The organism is Fodinibius roseus (assembly GCF_900129315.1).
Taxonomy (GTDB): Bacteria; Bacteroidota; Rhodothermia; order Balneolales; family Balneolaceae; genus Fodinibius; species Fodinibius roseus.
Map to the genome: position 1 here is coordinate 301,133 of NZ_FQUS01000003.1, position 17,164 is coordinate 318,296.

Consider the following 17,164-nt stretch of genomic DNA (forward strand, 5'->3'; position numbering starts at 1 on the left):
ACCGCCCCGGGCGGTTCAGACAGGTTTTCTTTTACCGATTCTTCGCACCTTATCTGCCTAAATGGTTCGTTCTATTTTCAAGGCCATACTTTCCCTATTCCTTCGCCTTGCATCTGCCACCCGGTGCGCTGACTTTTCAAGGCCGGGGGAATAATTACAGGAAAGGAAATCAAATTATCCACCGGTCGAGGCCGCGCATGGTAAAAAGCCGGGCCATAAGCCGGGAAAGCGGGGTGTTAAGCATCAGCGAGACGATCCCGTTCCGCACGGCCGGCAGCGGGACTTTTCGTCCCATCCGCATATTGAATTCTCCTCTTCCGGCGGCATTCCGGGCGGCCTTCTTGCGTCGTTGTTCAAATCCCTTAAGGAGTTCGCTATCCCGGTTACGCGGGGATGAATGGTCAAACATTTGCCGTAAGCATTGGGACAGATCCCAGGCCCCCAGCCAACCCAGGTTCATCCCCTGTCCACCGATGGGACTTACGACATGGGCGGCATCACCTGCTAAGATACTACGTTTTTTGACCATCTGCCCGGCCACCCGTTTTTCAACGCCAAAGCTGCTGAGCATAAAATGATCGATACCGAAAAGCGGATGTTGAATGCGCTGATGCACCGCCTTTTCTATGATTCTGCGCTGGTCGGTGGAATGATAGTTGTCCGTTTTAACGACCCATCGCCGACGGTTACCGGGCAGGGGGAAAGACTCGATAAGTCCTTCCTCACAGAGAAAAATGGCGGCATCACTGCCAAAATCCGTATTGTCGGCAAAATCACCCATCACGTAGGTGTCGGGATATGTTTTTCCTTCGAATGATATACCGGCATAATGTCGTATAAAGCTCTCCTTCCCGTCACAGCCGATGACATATTTGGCCCGAATGGAACGGGTGGCTCCTTCAATGCGGTAGGTGACCGTCTGATGATCCTGCGTTTCAATAAAATCCACCACTTCGGCACCGCGAATGAGGACCCGGCTGTTGAGCTGGTGAAGGTGAGCTTCCAGCAGCTGTTCCGTTCGGCTTTGCGGCAGGGAGAGGACGAAGTTAAAGGGTGGGGGACACTCTTCAAAGGAGAGGGAGCCGATTTTTTGGGTCTGGGCGAATGCGTGTCCCCGGCTGATCCTAACGCCCTCACGGACCAGCTGTCCGGTAATGCCGGCGGCGTCGAGAAGCTCGAGGGAGGGCGGGTGGATCCCGAGGGATCGCGAATCGCCTGTCGGCGCTGGTCTTTTTTCGAGGATCCGGCAGGAGATGCCGGCTTGCTCCAGGCAAATACCCAAAAACAGGCCCACGGGTCCGCCTCCCACGATAACGGCCGGGTATGTTTTCTGTGGGTTATTCATGGCGGTAGGAGAGCAGCAGTCGAAAGGGAAAAAGTTTGCGCACCTGCCAGCCCGGGGGCACCGCTTGCTCCAGTTCGGAAGGGGTATAGCTTCGCCTGATGGACGTGAGTCCGTCTTGTGTTATGAAGGAACTCCGGAAAACGGGCCGCGCCAGCATATTGAACAGCAGATAGCCGAGGTCGCTGCGCCGGATGTCGTTGAAAAGAACGCCTTTCCGGCTTAGCCGGCGGGCATCGGACAGGGTGGATCGCAGTTCTTGCTGCGAAAGATGATGAAGCAGGTGATTGGAAAGAACAAAGTCAAATTGGCGGCCGGATTCGAGCAGTTCTGATGAGGAGCAGTTGAGAAATTCGAGATGGTCGGGTACGTCCATGTGCTGTACATAACGGAAGGCGCGCTTATCGGTGTCCACCGCCGTGAGGTGCAGGTTGATCCCGTCCCTGGCCGCCCACCCGGCCAGCTTTATGGGGATATCGCCGCCGCCGAAGCCGATATCCAGAATACGATTTTGATCATTGGCCCGGAGATGGGGACGCAGCTCCTTTCGATAGAGCGTTCGCCATTGCGAGATCAGGGCGTTGATGGTCTTAAACTGCTCGTAGGTATTTTCAAGCTCCGCACGATCGCAATCCGGGTCCTCCATCCGTTCTGTTTCCGTAGTATTTCTGGAGGATAGAAACAGGGGCATGGATGGTTACCCGCGGGTTTTCGTTAACAATGCACTTTCGATCGTCAAGCCGGGACCGAAAGCCATGGCCAGCACGGATGCCCGGTGGCTGCCCTCCCGGTTACGAAGCAGCTCAGCCAGCACAAAAAGAATAGTCGCGCTGCTCATATTACCATAATTAGCCAGTACCTCCCGGGAGGCGGACAGCTGCGGCGGGGACAGATCAAAATTTTGCTGCACCTTGTCCAGGATTGCGCGTCCCCCGGGATGGATCGCCCAGTGGTCAGCGGCCTTGGGGGTCATATCATAACTTTCGAAAAGGGGGTGCAGCGCTTCCGGCAGGTTGGCCCGGATGATCTCCGGCACATAGCTCGAAAGCACCATATCAAAACCGGTATCACCGATCGTCCAGGCCATATCCTGTTCGCTCTTTTCGGCGATGGAGGTGGAAAATTGGTTGAGTTTCAAAGCCGTCCCGGACGGAGGCTGATTGCTGATGATCATGCCCGCGGCGCCGTCGGCAAAGACGGAAGCCGAAATAAGCTGGTCCGTGGCTTCGGAAGCCTGGAGATGGAGCGAGCATAGCTCCAGGCAAACGACCAAAACGGTAGCATCCTGCCGGGCAGCACAAAAGGAGCGAGCCATTTTCATGGCCGGGAAGGCGGCGAAGCATCCCATAAATCCTATATGGAACCGGCTGGTTGAAGGATCGAGATCGAGCTGCTTGATAATTTGAAATCCCGGTTCGGGGGCAAAAAAGCCCGTGCAGGATACCGTGATGATATGAGTGATGTCCGACTTGTCAATAGAGGTATTGTGCTCAATCGTTTTGCGGGCGGTTTCAACAAAAAGAGGCTTGGCCCGGTCGATATAGATCTGGTTGCGCGTACCGGTGGACGGCATGGACAAGGAGCCATCCTGCTGGAAGAACAGGCGGGGATCTCCATTGGCGTTAAAGTCATCAATAACGGTGTGCCGCTTTTCTATTCCGGAGTTTGAATAGATGCGGTGGATAATGCGTTTGGTGGCTTCCCGCGCTCCCATATATTCTTTGAGCCGATCGCGCAGAAACGATTGCTCATAAGATTGATCGGGTACGCAAGTGGCGATATTGTGAATATATGTCGGCATCTGGTCGGGTATGTTAGGAACTCACTATAACAACACGTTAATTTGATGCTAAAAATTCCAAAATCCTAATTAATATGATTTGGAAACCGGAATCGGCTGGGCTGGGATTCTCTTTGGTTTCGACTCGGTTTCTTGGTGAGATAACAGGGGAAAAAGCATCTTGATCCCTAAGTACGGTTGTAATCCGGTTAAAAAGTCGGAAGCCGAAACGTTGGGCTCCGATAGGATGAACCGCTTTAGGAATAGAGTTGATCTTCTGTGCTTTATGCGTATCGGATCATGGTAATCGCTGGTTTTTCTTGACAATGTATAGAGGGAGGACCCGCCCGCTTGTGGATCCTAGTTTTTATTTTCATAGCCCCGGCGGGTGAGTTTATAAAAACGGAGATTGTGGAGGACAGCGGCGATCGTCAGTCCGGCAATGAGCCCCATCCAGAGGCCCTGGGGACCCACGCCGCGGATGATCCCCAGATAGTATCCCAGCGGTAGGCCCACCAACCAGTACGCCACAAAATTGACAAACATCGGTATTTTGGTGTCTTTGAGTCCCCGCAGCGCCCCGTAGCCGCTTACCTGCAGCCCGTCGGAAATCTGGAAGATGGCGGCCATATAGAGCAGTCTGACGGCAACCTCCCTGACGGCGGCATCCTGGGTATACATGCCGGCGATGAGATCCGGGAAGAGGTACATGAGGGCGGCGGTAATACACATGAAAAAGGTGGCTAGAAAGATGCCGATATAGCCGCGTCGCCGCGCTTCGTACATCGTCCCTTTGCCGATGGCGTTGCCCACCCGCGTGGTGATGGCCGTGGAAAGTCCGAAGGGCACCATAAACGTCATGGCCGCAAAGTTGATGGCGACCTGATGTCCCGCTACCGCGATTGTGCTGAGGGAGCCCATCAGCAGGCTTACCAGGGCGAACATGCTGACTTCCATCGTGGAACTGAGTCCGATCGGCACCCCCACCCGCAGGAGTTCTTTGAGGTAGGGCCAGTCCGGCATTCGGAAAGAGGAAAAGATGTCAAATCGCTCGTACGGCTTGTAATTCATGGTAAAAGTGAGCATCCCCAAGAACATCACGAATCCCACTACCGACGAGGCGTAACCACAGCCCCGCGCCCCCAGCTCGGGAAAGCCCAGCTTGCCGTACATGAAAACATAGTTACCGATGACGTTGACAAAAACGCCCAGCAGGGCGAAGTACATGCCCGGGCGGGTGGCCGACAATCCCTCATTAAAGAAGCGAAGGGCCATATAGCCGCAGACGGCAAAGACGCCCCATGAAATAGCGTTGAGGTATCCCTGGGCAACCGGGATAATGGCGGGGGTGACATCCAGGAAGTGCATGACGAACTCGAGGTTGCGGATCAGGAAAAAGATGGGAATGGACAGGAAGAGGCTGAGCCAAAGTACTTGACGCGCATTGATGCCGATATCCCTGAAATTCCGTGCCCCCACCAGCTGGGCGACGACAGGAGTGACGGCCATCAGGATGCCGGCCGCCAGCATCATAAAGGGCATGAAGACGGCCCCACCCACTGCCACCGCAGCCAGGTCCTGGGCCGAGAGGTTCCCCGCCATGACCGTATCCACAAAGTTCATCGACATCTGCAGGAGCTGTGCAATGATAACCGGCAGACCGATTTTGAGCGTCAGTCCCGCTTCCCTGCGGAGATTATATTTCTCTGTTTTCAGGTATGAAAGCACGGTACACTATGAATATCAGCTAACATTTTCAGGAGCGCTTATGGTACAAAAACTACAGCGCAAAAGATAGGGGTGAGTTGTTTTTGGATGTAAATACGATAAATGCTACATGACTCAACATATGCGGTTATGTATGTATCCGTGCGGGATTTTTACTAATATAACAAGTAAATAGTCCATGTTGCTATCAGATGCAGCAACCATTTGTTCATTTGTGAAAAAGAGAAAATAGTTACCCACTTTTTACGCGTGTAAAATTAATAGGGTGCTGAATGCTTCGGACGGTTCTGTAATTTACCATGAGAACACTCCCAATTATAAAAATGATGATTATGACGTCTATATTTCGTCTTTGGGCGTGGGTGAGGGATACATGGTCAATGTGGGCAGCAAAGCGGTGTATTGCCTGCGGGTGCCGTGAATTATCATTTATTAATCAAGAATTAATCAAGGAAAACGATGAAGCTTGAAAAGAATAGCTTGTTTATACTATTAATGGCCGTTTTCCTGTCCGGTTGCGGTATTCAGATGCCGGTGAGCGAAGGACTGGTGTTTTCGAACAGTGATCCCTATGGGCAGCAACATGAAGAGATTCTGCCGTTTATCCGGTATAGCGGCGCTGTTACCGCCGTTTCGACCATGCCTGTGTATTCTTCATTGCAGGACGCTGCTATAGAGGATCACGGCAGCGGGGAGTCGCACCACCTCAACCAGAAGTTAATGACGTCCGGGGGGAATCCGGGGTTCGGGGCTTCCCTGGGGGATGGCCGGCGGTTTGCTGTTGCCTTTACGCCGGGAATATTTTTGGTGGGAATGCATGCGGATGCTACTGTTCGCACGGTCGAAAATGTATTCATTACCGTCAATCAACAGCTGGGTCTTCAAAGCGGGACCGAACTCATATTGCAGCGCCCTGTCTGGGAAAGGAAGGGGGGCGGAATCAGCGTGGGCGCATTTTTTCGGAGCCAGCCCATGCAATTTGTCGAAGAAGATGAACGGTGGTCTCGCGGGGAGCCGGAGTTTCATATTCAGTGGTACGGCCTGCGACTGATAGGACAATCTCCAGATATCTCCGGCAACAAATTCCATCTCCGCGGATTCATCAATGCGGGTTATGCCGGCGAATACCAGGTGCCCCTGGTCGGACTGGGAATGGCTTTTGCATTTGATTAGCTAACGCAGGTAGATTCTACGTATCTGGAAGCCGTAAGTGGAAAGTATTAACGCCCTTTGTGTGATTGGTTTCCAGATAGGCTTTCAGTCTCCTCAAGACCCGAAAGCAGGAAGGGAAAAATTATTAATTCAAAATCCAACATTTCAAATCATGCATGCCTCTAAGCAAGCGGCAGCTTAATCACAAAGGTCGTGCCTTCGCCCTCGACCGAGGCGAACGAGATGCTGCCCTTGTGAGCGTCTATAATTTTCTTGCAGATCGCCAGTCCGAGTCCCGTACCGCCGGATTTGGTTGAGAAGCTGGGGACAAAAATATGGCTTCGGTCCTCTTCCGGGATGCCGTCTCCGTCGTCTTCGATCTCGATAAAGGCGTGCTCCTGTTTCTCGTAAAGGATAAGGGAAATATGTCCCTCTTTATCCATGGCCTCATAGGCATTTTTGACCATGTTGATGAACACCCTTTTCAGGTCATCGGCAATACCTTGCACCTCGACGGGGTCGGCGGGGATATCCAGGGTGATATCAAGCTTGTTGTCATGCTGATATAGTTGAGCTACCGATGCAAGCAGACTGCCCAGATCGACCGTAGAAAAATCCTCCCTGATAGGTTGCGAGAATTTGGAGAAGTCGGAAGCAATATTGCTGAGCGACTGAATCTGTTCAATCAGGTTGCCGGCAATTTTTTGAATGCGTTCTTTAAGCTCTTTGCCCTCATATTTATCTGTTTTAAGCTGTCGCTCGAGGTGCTGCACATTAAGCTTCATCGGGGTGAGCGGGTTTTTGATTTCGTGGGCTACCTGCTGGGCCATCTCTTTCCAGGCGGCTTCCCGTTCGGCTTCGGCCAGGTCTTTTTGGAGTTTTTTGAGCTTGAAGACCATCTGGTTATAGGCTTTGGCCAGGTTCCCGATCTCATCCCTGCTGGTTACCGGAATAGTGGTATCCAGATCACCCCCCGAAATCTGATTGAGTCCCCGCTGAATGTGGGTCAGCGGACGCGTCAGTGATTTAGAGATAAAGACCGAGCCCAGGATAAAAAGACCGAAGACCAGCAGGTACGTTAAAATAAGATAACTGGTGGTTTCCAGGAGCTGCTGGTCGTATTTGGGAGATTCCAGGAACGTCGGAATCGCGATGGTTGCTACGGGTGTGTTCTGGTTGTTCAGAATAGACCGGTAACCGATGAGCAGGGACTGGCCGGCCAAATGCACGTTGGAATAGGCTTCCCGTTGTTGGTGCACGTACAGCTGGTTATAAATTTCGTACGGTAGCGCAGCCGGCAGCAGGTTCTGTTGAAAAATTTGGGGGGTGGTTGTTTCCCTGACTCGCCGGCTGTCATACAGGATGGCATCGACATTCCAGGGGGTTGCCAGCGATTCCAGCGAGAGCGACGGATCCCGGGATAAATTAAAAACCGATTGATTGGACTCTATCGACTGGGCGAGCTGTTGCAGTTTGTCAAAGAGCTCCTGGCGGACAATATCCCGGTTCTGTTGCTTAATGGCGTAGTGTGATGATGCAATTAAAAAGCCCAGAAACAGCAGGGTCGCCAGTAAAAAACTATCCAGTATACGGTCCTGAAATCGTTTATTTTCCCCCAGAATGGGGATGGCGCCCCTGCTTACTATCTGAATGATGAATGCAGCCAGGCAGCCCACGACGAGAAGGGTGAAACTGAACCGGAAGAAAGAGAACAGGATCATCCTGTATTCGGCAACCACCGTGCTTACTTTAATCGTCCGTTCTTCGGAGGCCCGCTTGAGTAAAATACGGTAGGTGGCTTCTGTAGTGTGATTGCTGTAATAGGCAAGAGAGTCGTTTTCCAGCCGCTGCAGTTCGGGTTCATTGAGCTCCTGGTAGCTGGGAAAATAGCCGGTGAATCCCTTCTGCGTGGTATTGATCAGCTTGCCATTGTCATACTTCTGCATCAGAAAGGCATTGTTCCAGTCCTCATACGTCAGGGACGCCATGACAGCGCGGATCGGCTTGTTGAACTGGGGACGTTCTTTATAGACCGAACAGAGAATCCAGGCCAGGGGGGAATAGTCGGAAGAGCCGAAAACAGGGATCCATCCCCGGTAAAACGTCTGGTAGTCCTGCTGATTAATCAGGTCGGGCTGCTGTACAAAGGGACGAATGGTCGATTTGGTGATCTGCTGCAGTAGTTCATTCGCTGATTTTAGCGAGGCTATATTATAAAAGTTCGTCCAGTCCGGGGAGTTCAGGTTGGTTGAGTAATCGGCGATAGGTTCTTCGGAATTACTGACAAGCTGTATGTCATATGAGTAGATGTTCCCTTGCGGAGCCAGGAAGTTTTGGATGGCCTCCGTAAAACGGGCCTGCAGGGAAGAGCGGTTATTTTGAATATCATCGGAGGTAATGGAGTTGAACTCGTGTTCCAACTCTACGAGCAGTTGTTCGGTCAGCTGGCGAGCCTGGGCGTCTTCTTCCTGGCCGTACTCCCGGGCTGTTTGCAGCAGCTGGGCATCCAGGTGGTTGAGATAAGCCTGGTAGAACATCGGCATGCTGACGGCGGCAATGAAGATACTGCCGAGTACGACTTTACGCAGTGGCGAAAGAGAGGATATCCATACAATATTTTGTGCGTATCCCAAAGCCATTCCGGCGGTAATGATGAAGCCGAAGATGCTGGTAAAGAATATCCAGTTTAAAACCGGTTGGCCATGGATAAAGAACTGGGCAATAAAAAGGCTGATGAAAAATGTAATCGGCAGTACGGTGGCCGATAGCTTGAGCTGCTGGCGGGTAACCCGGAATAAGATCCGGTTCAGTGTGATGATTAAAATGCCGGCCGCCAGCAAGCCTGTTCCGACCACAAGGTAAAGGAAAATCGTACGCCAGTAGGGAAAAATACGCAGATCCAGGAGCGGAATACTGCCAAAGACGGCCTGTTCAGAAATCCAGTTAAAAACGATAGGAATACTGACGGCGTTAATGAAACCGAAGAGGCCTGCCAGTCCAATTGTGCTCAGGTATGAGTTGACACTGAGTTTTGGTGTAAAGAAGACGACCTTCCGGGCGATGGCTATAGCGGCAAGGAGCCCGAAGATCGCATGGGTGAAGGTGGTACTCAGGTGCTCGAAGACGGGGGTCCACGAACTCCCCGTAGCCTCCGTAAGGACACCGGACCAGTAAGAAAACAGGTCGATATATGCGAAGGCCAACCACCCCAGCCCAATGAACAAGAGCTGAATGAGCATGCGCTGCCACCAGGCGAATCGATTCATTGTTCCGAAGAAGAGGGTGATAATGACTCCTATGCACAGTGCAAAGTAAACGGATCGCCAAAAACGGGTGTTTTTCTGCCACTCCGCCTCTTTCTGGTCAAACTGACTGGTCGTCGCATAGACCACACCGACAGAATCACCGGAAAGGTCAGACAGCCGGTGAGCCTGGATGAAATCTTCCGGGGGCTCATTGAAGAGGCTGAGATCCAGCGGGTAGGTAATGTTCGTTGAAGGATCCGACCGGAAAAGATTAAACTCACTTTGGTCTCCAATAGCCAGCGGATTATTTTGTTCGATACGATAGCTGGTAAAGAGGCGGTACCAGATCGTTTGATCGTCTCTCTGAATGCTGAAGGGCATGTGGCATTCCCAGAAGATCGTGTTATTTTGCCTGCGAAGAAGGATTTCCGGTTCGCGTGTATTCTCATAGGGATCCCCGTCCCTGTTCTGCAGGGCAAAGCCTTTCCAGACGATAGCCCGGTTGCTCTGGTAGAGCGAAATGCTCCAGAAGTCGGAATAAGAGGCTAAAACCCGGTAAAGGTCAGAGGCCGTACTCCTTTTTAGGAGTTGGGGGCGAAGAGTGTTTGCCAATTCCTCTGAGCGGTTGAGAAGTTGCTGCTGACTATCCTTGAACTTTTGGGCTGCATCCGACAGCTCCTGTTGAACTAACTCCCGGTTGGCCTGAGACGGTTTTATAGCGTACCGCCATCCTTCGAGGGCAAGCAGCAGCACCAGCAAACCTGTGAAGGTCCACCCAACCAAACGATAAATGCGACGCTTATCCGAAATATTTTTCATGTATTAAAAAGCGATTCATCAGACTTATGAGAGGACTTGGTGAAACCCACTCATGAATATGAACCGAAATTATGGTTGAATCAAGTTGGGAATTTCGGAGGGGGATTTTCCCTGCAGGATTCCGATGACGGCGTTGGCTGCCAACATCCCGATATCTTTCCGGGTCTTATGGCTGGCGCTTGCTATATGAGGCGTTAAAAGACAATGCGGGGCTGTTTGAAGCCTGGGATGAACTTCTGGTTCCTTTTCAAAAACATCGATGCCGGCTCCTCCGATAGTACCCTCGTGCAACGCATGGGCCAGGGCGGCTTCATCGACCACCGGGCCGCGTGAGGTGTTGATAAGCAGCGCTTCTTCTTTCATAAGGGACAGTATATTCCCATCAATTAAGTGAGTGGTCTCTTCGGTAAGGGGACAGTGGAGGGTCAGAATATCTGCCTTGCGCGCCAGGGATTCTATCCCGGCGCAGTATCCGGCTTCGAAACGCTTTTCGATATCGGTCGGCAGGCGACTCCGGTTGTGATACAAAATTTCCATTCCCATGGCACGTGCCCGTTTTGCCACCGCTTGCCCGATACGCCCCATTCCCACGATGCCGAGGGTGCTTCCCCGTAGTTCCATTCCCAGGAAGCCCAGCGGATCCCACCCATCGAAATTACCCTCAAGCAGGAACTCCTGCGCTTCATAAAGACGCCGGCTTACGGCCAGCATCAGGCCGAGGGTGAATTCCGCGCATGATTCGGTTAGCACACCGGGCGTATTTGCGACATGGACCCGGTTACGATGAGCTGCTTCCAGGTCAATATTATTATAACCCACCGCGTGATTTGCAACGATCTGCAGTCTCTGGCCGGCCCGGAATACTTCTTCCGTAACAGGATTAGAGAGCATGGGCAGCAGGGCATGGTAGCGCGGGATATCCTCAACCAGGGCCTGCTCATTGTTGTAGGTTCCGCGCTCGCCCACATCAACCTCAAAATGTTTTTTGAGCGTATCGATGACGGATGGGATGATGGGTTCGGTGACAAGAACACGTTTGGGCATAGCTAAAAAGAATAAGTTTTACCGTTGATGATCGCTTGTGAATAGGCAGCAGCCTCCACGGAATCCAGCTTTTCGTAAATATAAGAAAAGGGGACCAGCGCCTGGGTGCACATTGCGCCGGTGTTACGCCAGGCCGATAGCTCCAGGATAAGCGTATCCTCTTCGATGCGATGGTTTACTGATTTGAGATGGGTGCAGCCGTCGGACAGGTTGCCGGCGATGAGCAATCCTTCATGAGCTCCGCTCGTAATGTGCCGGACTGAATCGATGTAGACCTTGCCGGGTTGGCTGGCGGTCTTATTGGGTTCTTTGAGCTCGATAAGATGGGGATAGGAATCCGCGGTATCGGATTGCTCCTTGTTATCGGTGGAAGCGCAGGCGCCGATAACCCAGAAAGCTGCCGTTGCTAACAGGAAAAGTCTGGGCATGGCCGGGGATCAGGATTCATCTTCGATTTTACGGACGGGGGCGTCATTCCACATACGTTCGAGTGCATAATAATCGCGAAGCTCTTTTTTAAAGATGTGCACCACCACATTGACATAGTCAAGGATGACCCACCGGCGGCTCTCCAGTCCCTCTTCCCGCCAGGCCTGTTCGCCCAGCTCTTTCTTGGTCTCTTTGGCAATATTATTGGCAATAGCTTTAATCTGGACATCTGTTGAAGCGTGACACACCACGAATTTGTCGGTAAGAGTAGTAAGTTCGTGGACATCCAATACGGTGATATCTTCAGCCTTTCGATCGAGCATAGCCTCTGTAATAATTTCAATAAGTCGGCCGGAGTCGGCTGTTTTCCTGTTGTCAACGCTTGTAAATTGTTGATCTTCCCGGGGAGAAGTATTGGTCATGTAAAATTAATTGAGTGTTAATGATTCGTAATCAGAACCGATAACGACCGTCGCATCGAGATAAAAATCTTCGGATGCTTCTACAAAAACATTTTCCGGGCGTATACCCAATGCTTCGGCTACGCGCCGTGCGTTTTTTTTGTCTGTCGTTCGTGCTATTACAACCGTTTCGGTCATGTCAAAGTTCTTAAAGTTGCCGGTTTCCACTACATCAAACCCGTTTTTACGGAGCGCGGTAGTAAATGTATTGGCCAGGCCCGGAACGCCACAGCCATTTAAAACTTCCAGCTGAATGATCTTGCCGATGAGTTTGGAATCCTCTTCGGAGCGCTGGTTTTCTATCCGGGGATACACCCACCGGGTAAAAAGCCCGAATGCCAGGAGTACTAACAGCAGGCTGAGGAAACCGATGGCGGCATTAAGGGCAAATGAATTAGAGTCCTTGTTGCTTGACGTCATACGGTGCCGGTCGGATCAATCAAGAATATTATGCCTTGTGTAGAAAGGATTATAGCGTTGATGACCCATCCCCCAGGGATTCATGCCGTAGTGATTGGGCAGTTGCTGAACCTGGATGCTGATGTTGCTCTTATCGTTGATCTGGTAATTTAACTCCGCATTGCGGAGAATAAATTCCGTATTCATACCATTTCCAGCACCGTTATTATTCGACATAAAGCTGTTGCCGAACGGAGAATGAAGAAGCGACAAATCTACCCGCCCGGTGAGTTTTTCCGAAAAGAAAAAATGCATCGTATTCGTATAGGCGTTCATATTTTGCATCTGTCCCCCGTAGCTGGAAAACATCATGGAATAGGAATGATCCATCTGCATGTTAAACAGGTTGCCGAGATTGCCGCCCTCGCTCGGGTCCTGCTTAATTACGGGTCCCATGAGCTCTGATGAATTATTGAGGTCTTTCCGCAGTTGAGCCGACGCCAGGGAATGGAGGCCGATGGTTAATATGATAAGCCCAGCCACAAATGGAAGGAATGACGATTTTTTCATAGCGCTAATATCCGGAATTAGTTAATCTCTTCAGTGCGTACGTATCAATACAACGGTTATCTCTTTATATAAGTATAACAAAGTCTCAGCCTGAAAGAAAGAGTTTTTGTGCATATATAACATCTCCCCGAGACATCGAAGGGACAAGGTATTGTGCCGGGGTATTCAGGCGGCTGTGAAGACTTATCGGTACCGCTGCGCCTCCCTTCCGAAATCTTAGCGGAGGAATGCGGAGGTGGAGGGATTCGAACCCCCGGAACCGTAAAAACGGCTCAACGGTTTTCGAGACCGCCCCATTCGACCGCTCTGGCACACCTCCGTATAAATTTCGAACTTGTCCTCCGGATGAAAAAAGAGTATATTTGAAAGCTTTGAATTTCATAAAAATACGGGTTAATAAAACAAAATAAAAGGCTGTAGTTCGCTAATGAAACTAACCGATTTTAAATTTGATATAGACGATTATAACGTTCCCGAAGAACCTGTTGAACCGCGCGATGCTGCCAGGCTGATGGTTTTGGACCGTGAGGACGAGACAATCACCCATAAAAAGTTTTCCGATATCCATGAGTATCTTAATGAGGGTGATGTGCTCATTTATAATGACACCAAAGTTTTTCCGGCGCGACTGAAAGGGAAAAAGGAAAAGACGGATGCCGATATTGAAGTATTCCTTCTGCGCGAGCTGGTGCCCGAAAATATGCTCTGGGATGTACTTGTTGAGCCCGCCCGAAAAATACGCATAGGCAATAAACTGTATTTTGGTCCCAACCTCATGGCTGAGGTCATTGATAATACGACCTCGCGGGGACGGACCATTCGATTCCTGTTTGAAGGGACGAATGAAGAGCTGTATAAACTCCTGGATGATATCGGTGAAATGCCGTTGCCCCCGTATATCGAACGGGACGCCAAGGAGGAAGACAAGGAGCAGTATCAGACCATCTTCGCCAAAGAGCGCGGTTCCGTTGCCGCTCCCTTCGCAGCCATGCATTTTACGGAAGAACTGGTCGAAAAGCTGGAAGACAAGGGCGTCGAAATGCTGCCGATTACCCTGCATATCGGATGGGGCACCTTTCGGCCGGTGGAAGTGGAAGACCTGACCAAGCACCGGATGGATTCGGAAAATTTTCACATCTCCCAGGAAACCTCCGATAAAATTAATGAGGCCCTGGCAAGCAGCGACCATAAGGTAGTGGGGTGCGGGACGACCGCCGTGCGGACCATAGAAACCAGTATTACAGCCAGCGGTATTTCCAAACCGGGAACGGGTTGGACCGATAAATTTATCTATCCACCTTATGACTTTAAGATTACAGAAGGCGTGATAACAAATTTTCACCGCCCCGAATCCACCATGCTGATGCTTGGGGCAGCCTTCGGCGGCTATGATTTTGTAATGGAAGCGTACGAGGAAGCCAAAGAAAATGACTATCGTTTCTTTGCTTTTGGCGATGCAATGTTGATCATTTAATCCGAATGACCCTTTGGCAACCAAAGCACTTATAATACCTGCAGCCGGATCGGGAAGCCGGATGCGAAAAGAAGTTCCGAAACCGTTCCTGACGCTGAGAGGTCAGACGATTCTGGAACGTACGTTGAGTGTTTTTATGCCTCTCGGGTCCCTGCGGCAGGTGATCGTAGCAACATCCGGAGAGTTTGCTGCCGGGGCCCGGGACATTATGGAAGCCGTTTTGCCCGATGACGTAGCCGGAGAGGCGGTCATCGGCGGGGCGGAGCGGCAGCACTCCATCCGCAACGCCCTGGAGAGAACAGCCGATGTGGATCTGGTCCTGGTGCACGATGCTGTTCGCCCGTTTGTGAAATTAGCCCATGTCGAAGCGTGCTGCCGGGCGGCTTCCGAAACAGGCGCCGCATTGCTCGGGATACCTGCAAAAGATACGATGAAGCGCGTGGATGACCGTCATATTGTTCGGGAGACGCCTCGCCGGTCATCAATGTGGCAGGCGCAGACGCCTCAGGTTTTTCGTAAATCACTGCTTGTCAAAGCGTATGAACGGGCGGCACAAGACCGGTTTACGGGTACCGACGACGCCTCCCTCGTCGAGCGGTTGGGAGAAGCGGTTAAAGTGGTTGAGGGAGATCGTATGAATATGAAACTGACCTATCCGCTGGACCTTCAGATGGCCGAGTTAATTATTGATAATATTCAGAATCAGGATTGAATTGAAGATGCGTATTGGCTATGGTTATGACGTTCACGGCCTTGCAGAAGGCCGGCCCTTGATTTTAGGGGGGGTGAACATCCCTTTCCCCAAAGGGTTGGCGGGTCATTCTGATGCCGATGTACTCCTGCATGCCATCTCGGATGCCTTGCTGGGAGCCTGCGCACTGGGCGATATCGGGCAACATTTTCCCGACACCGACCAGCAGTATGCCGGTGCCGACAGCCGTGGATTGTTGCGTCGAGTGGTCAGACGGGTCAGCGAGGAGGGGTATGCAGTAGCGAACATAGATGCTACGATTGTAGCTGAGTCTCCCCGGCTGGCTCCCCATATCCTGCAGATGCGACAGAATATTGCGGAGGATCTTCAGCTGAATGTCACGCAGGTTTCCGTGAAGGCAACGACCTCCGAGGGAATGGGATTCGAGGGAACCCGGCAGGGAATGTCGGCCCGTGCAGTAGCGCTCTTAACGCCGGAGAAGCTATGATCGAGCAGTTTACCCGGGAAATAGTTCAGTTAATCCAGAATTTACCCCCGGTGAGTATTTACCTGGTGTTCTTTTTGGTCGCTTATTTCGAAAATGTAATTCCCCCCATACCGGGGGATGTGCTGGTGGCTTTCGGCGGGTATCTGGCGGCAGAATCGGTCGTGGGGCTGATCCCCATTTTAGTATTGACGACGGTTGCATCGGTCCTTGGCTTTATGAGTATGTACTGGATAGGTCACCGGTGGGGAGCACAAATAGAACAAAAACAGAAAGGAGTACGGGTCTTGCGTTTTATACCCGTAAAGTACCTTAACAAGGTACGCCTGTGGATGCAGCAATGGGGCGTCGGCGTGGTCCTTGCCAACCGGTTTCTGGCCGGTACGCGATCGGTGATTTCCCTGGCCGCCGGACTTGGTCATACGCGCATCAGTTCTACGGTTTTGTGTTCAACGATAAGCTCGGTTTTATGGAATGGAATTTTGCTCGGTTTCGGATGGGTCGTGCACGAGAATTGGAAATTAATCGGGGAATATCTTTCGATTTACGGGAAGGTCATCCTCGGGATGGTGGTACTCTACGTGCTCATTCGGATAGGAATTCATTATTACAGAAAGTAAGAGGCGATTTTAGCAGGGGGATAAAAAGATGCACACAATGAAATTTTATCATATTTCATTGTTGACAAAAATAAAAACTGTGCTTAGCTTTCGAGTCTTTCGGCAGGAGGCTGGTAACTTAGCTCAGATATTAGGTTGACAAGCAGTTATTGATCCCGATAACGCCGGGATGGCCCGGCAGGAGAGTCCCGACATAAGCCAGCGTAGCTCAGTGGTAGAGCAGCTGTCTTGTAAACAGCAGGTCGTCGGTTCGAATCCGGCCGCTGGCTCATGTCGGGATAAACCGTGGGTAAGCCGGATTGCTTTTGCATACTGGCTACTATTGAAGTCTGCTTTGCGTATTTAGCCGCTGTCGAATAATTGATATATTGATATTGATCCCCTGGGGGGATACCAAAGTGGCCAACTGGGGCAGACTGTAAATCTGTTGTCGTGAGACTTCGCAGGTTCGAATCCTGCTCCCCCCACTTGTTTTAAATGGCAAATAACAAATGGTACATAATGACAAACAAGTTATAGCAGTTCATCTGCAGTCGATCTTGAAACTTGTAGATTGTGGTTTGCCATTCAAGTCAAGCGGGCGTAACTCAATTGGTAGAGTGTCACCCTTCCAAGGTGAATGTTGCCGGTTCGACTCCGGTCGCCCGCTCATCCCGCTGGGATATGCACCCAAGCCGTTATAGCTCAGGGGTAGAGCACTTCCATGGTAAGGAAGGGGTCGTCGGTTCAAATCCGACTAACGGCTCACGAAGTGCTGCAATGCAATAAACATCGATGTGATTGTAACATTTAACTGTAAACACTGTACTCATGGCAAAAGAGACATTTCAACGCAATAAGCCTCATGTAAACATAGGAACGATCGGTCACGTGGACCACGGGAAGACGACGCTGACGGCCGCGAT

Annotated in this window: 17 protein-coding genes and 5 tRNA genes; 11 read left to right on the forward strand and 11 right to left on the reverse strand. The window is 51.2% G+C overall.

Features of this window, described 5'->3' with window-relative positions:
- Window positions 1–169: 169 nt before the first annotated feature.
- The 4 genes from BUB16_RS04350 to BUB16_RS04365 all read right to left on the reverse strand — a co-directional run bounded on the left by BUB16_RS04350 (window position 170) and on the right by BUB16_RS04365 (window position 4,850).
- Complete coding sequence (locus BUB16_RS04350; protein ID WP_073059862.1) at window positions 170–1,345, reverse strand: FAD-dependent oxidoreductase; 1,176 nt, start codon at window positions 1,343–1,345, stop codon at window positions 170–172.
- The gene (locus BUB16_RS04355) at window positions 1,338–1,988 is read right to left on the reverse strand and encodes a methyltransferase domain-containing protein (RefSeq protein WP_244545634.1); all 651 of its coding nucleotides are present in this window, start codon (window positions 1,986–1,988) and stop codon (window positions 1,338–1,340) included. Before BUB16_RS04355 ends, BUB16_RS04350 begins: the two co-directional genes overlap by 8 nt.
- Before the next feature lie 51 nt (window positions 1,989–2,039).
- Window positions 2,040–3,143, reverse strand: coding sequence for a type III polyketide synthase (locus BUB16_RS04360; protein WP_073059866.1), 1,104 nt, complete (start codon window positions 3,141–3,143; stop codon window positions 2,040–2,042).
- Between the two features lie 339 nt (window positions 3,144–3,482).
- A complete protein-coding gene (locus BUB16_RS04365) occupies window positions 3,483–4,850 on the reverse strand; it encodes an MATE family efflux transporter (protein ID WP_244545635.1) in 1,368 nt (455 codons plus the stop codon).
- A 265-nt stretch (window positions 4,851–5,115) separates the two neighbouring features.
- Between BUB16_RS04365 and BUB16_RS21370 the strand changes: the two genes are divergently transcribed.
- Window positions 5,116–5,271 carry a hypothetical protein gene (locus BUB16_RS21370; RefSeq protein WP_170864277.1) on the forward strand — a complete coding sequence of 52 codons (156 nt, stop codon included), beginning with the start codon at window positions 5,116–5,118 and terminating at the stop codon, window positions 5,269–5,271.
- Between the two features lie 38 nt (window positions 5,272–5,309).
- The gene (locus BUB16_RS04370) at window positions 5,310–6,023 is read left to right on the forward strand and encodes a hypothetical protein (RefSeq protein WP_139240181.1); all 714 of its coding nucleotides are present in this window, start codon (window positions 5,310–5,312) and stop codon (window positions 6,021–6,023) included.
- A 161-nt stretch (window positions 6,024–6,184) separates the two neighbouring features.
- Here BUB16_RS04370 and BUB16_RS04375 read toward each other — a convergent pair whose 3' ends face one another.
- The 7 genes from BUB16_RS04375 to BUB16_RS04405 form a co-directional block, all read right to left on the reverse strand.
- Complete coding sequence (locus tag BUB16_RS04375) at window positions 6,185–10,066, reverse strand: HAMP domain-containing histidine kinase (protein WP_073059872.1); 3,882 nt, start codon at window positions 10,064–10,066, stop codon at window positions 6,185–6,187.
- Window positions 10,067–10,135: 69 nt separating this feature from the next.
- A complete protein-coding gene (locus BUB16_RS04380) occupies window positions 10,136–11,110 on the reverse strand; it encodes a 2-hydroxyacid dehydrogenase (RefSeq protein ID WP_073059874.1) in 975 nt (324 codons plus the stop codon).
- A gap of 2 nt (window positions 11,111–11,112) precedes the next feature.
- Window positions 11,113–11,538: a hypothetical protein gene (locus tag BUB16_RS04385; RefSeq protein WP_073059876.1), complete on the reverse strand. Its 426-nt coding sequence runs from the start codon at window positions 11,536–11,538 to the stop codon at window positions 11,113–11,115.
- Window positions 11,539–11,547: 9 nt separating this feature from the next.
- Window positions 11,548–11,961, reverse strand: a complete 414-nt coding sequence (gene rsfS, locus BUB16_RS04390) for a ribosome silencing factor (protein ID WP_073059878.1) — start codon at window positions 11,959–11,961, stop codon at window positions 11,548–11,550.
- A gap of 6 nt (window positions 11,962–11,967) precedes the next feature.
- Complete coding sequence (locus BUB16_RS04395) at window positions 11,968–12,420, reverse strand: LytR C-terminal domain-containing protein (RefSeq protein ID WP_073059881.1); 453 nt, start codon at window positions 12,418–12,420, stop codon at window positions 11,968–11,970.
- 15 nt (window positions 12,421–12,435) lie between these two features.
- Entirely contained in the window at window positions 12,436–12,969 is a 534-nt protein-coding gene (locus BUB16_RS04400; protein ID WP_073059883.1) for a hypothetical protein, read from the reverse strand.
- 230 nt (window positions 12,970–13,199) lie between these two features.
- Window positions 13,200–13,288: transfer RNA gene (locus tag BUB16_RS04405), tRNA-Ser, on the reverse strand.
- Window positions 13,289–13,396: 108 nt separating this feature from the next.
- On the opposite strand from BUB16_RS04405, the gene queA reads away from it, so the two are divergent.
- The 9 genes from queA to BUB16_RS04450 form a co-directional block, all read left to right on the forward strand.
- Window positions 13,397–14,443 carry a tRNA preQ1(34) S-adenosylmethionine ribosyltransferase-isomerase QueA gene (queA, locus tag BUB16_RS04410; protein ID WP_073059885.1) on the forward strand — a complete coding sequence of 349 codons (1,047 nt, stop codon included), beginning with the start codon at window positions 13,397–13,399 and terminating at the stop codon, window positions 14,441–14,443.
- A 13-nt stretch (window positions 14,444–14,456) separates the two neighbouring features.
- Window positions 14,457–15,155: a 2-C-methyl-D-erythritol 4-phosphate cytidylyltransferase gene (gene ispD / locus BUB16_RS04415; protein ID WP_073059887.1), complete on the forward strand. Its 699-nt coding sequence runs from the start codon at window positions 14,457–14,459 to the stop codon at window positions 15,153–15,155.
- Window positions 15,156–15,162: 7 nt separating this feature from the next.
- Window positions 15,163–15,642 (forward strand): 2-C-methyl-D-erythritol 2,4-cyclodiphosphate synthase, encoded by a 480-nt coding sequence (gene ispF, locus BUB16_RS04420; RefSeq protein ID WP_073059890.1) that lies wholly within the window; start codon window positions 15,163–15,165, stop codon window positions 15,640–15,642.
- A complete protein-coding gene (locus BUB16_RS04425) occupies window positions 15,639–16,259 on the forward strand; it encodes a DedA family protein (RefSeq protein ID WP_073059892.1) in 621 nt (206 codons plus the stop codon). Before ispF ends, BUB16_RS04425 begins: the two co-directional genes overlap by 4 nt.
- A gap of 197 nt (window positions 16,260–16,456) precedes the next feature.
- Window positions 16,457–16,528, forward strand: a tRNA-Thr gene (locus tag BUB16_RS04430).
- Between the two features lie 115 nt (window positions 16,529–16,643).
- Window positions 16,644–16,726, forward strand: a tRNA-Tyr gene (locus BUB16_RS04435).
- Window positions 16,727–16,835: 109 nt separating this feature from the next.
- Window positions 16,836–16,908 (forward strand) — tRNA-Gly (locus BUB16_RS04440).
- 24 nt (window positions 16,909–16,932) lie between these two features.
- A tRNA-Thr gene (locus tag BUB16_RS04445) sits at window positions 16,933–17,004 on the forward strand.
- 65 nt (window positions 17,005–17,069) lie between these two features.
- Window positions 17,070–17,164 (forward strand): GTP-binding protein (locus BUB16_RS04450; RefSeq protein WP_139240183.1); only part of this gene is annotated, 95 nt, incomplete at its 3' end.

Bases quoted from the DNA above. Each gene is read 5' to 3' on its own strand.
- BUB16_RS04380 (WP_073059874.1), bottom strand. From the start codon at position 11,110: ATGCCCAAACGTGTTCTTGTCACCGAACCCATCATCCCATCCGTCATC.
- BUB16_RS04400 (WP_073059883.1), bottom strand. From the start codon at position 12,969: ATGAAAAAATCGTCATTCCTTCCATTTGTGGCTGGGCTTATCATATTA.
- BUB16_RS04360 (WP_073059866.1), bottom strand. From the start codon at position 3,143: ATGCCGACATATATTCACAATATCGCCACTTGCGTACCCGATCAATCT.
- BUB16_RS04395 (WP_073059881.1), bottom strand. From the start codon at position 12,420: ATGACGTCAAGCAACAAGGACTCTAATTCATTTGCCCTTAATGCCGCC.
- ispF (WP_073059890.1), top strand. From the start codon at position 15,163: ATGCGTATTGGCTATGGTTATGACGTTCACGGCCTTGCAGAAGGCCGG.
- BUB16_RS04350 (WP_073059862.1), bottom strand. From the start codon at position 1,345: ATGAATAACCCACAGAAAACATACCCGGCCGTTATCGTGGGAGGCGGA.
- BUB16_RS04385 (WP_073059876.1), bottom strand. From the start codon at position 11,538: ATGCCCAGACTTTTCCTGTTAGCAACGGCAGCTTTCTGGGTTATCGGC.
- rsfS (WP_073059878.1), bottom strand. From the start codon at position 11,961: ATGACCAATACTTCTCCCCGGGAAGATCAACAATTTACAAGCGTTGAC.
- queA (WP_073059885.1), top strand. From the start codon at position 13,397: ATGAAACTAACCGATTTTAAATTTGATATAGACGATTATAACGTTCCC.
- BUB16_RS04375 (WP_073059872.1), bottom strand. From the start codon at position 10,066: ATGAAAAATATTTCGGATAAGCGTCGCATTTATCGTTTGGTTGGGTGG.
- BUB16_RS04425 (WP_073059892.1), top strand. From the start codon at position 15,639: ATGATCGAGCAGTTTACCCGGGAAATAGTTCAGTTAATCCAGAATTTA.
- BUB16_RS04370 (WP_139240181.1), top strand. From the start codon at position 5,310: ATGAAGCTTGAAAAGAATAGCTTGTTTATACTATTAATGGCCGTTTTC.
- BUB16_RS04355 (WP_244545634.1), bottom strand. From the start codon at position 1,988: ATGGAGGACCCGGATTGCGATCGTGCGGAGCTTGAAAATACCTACGAG.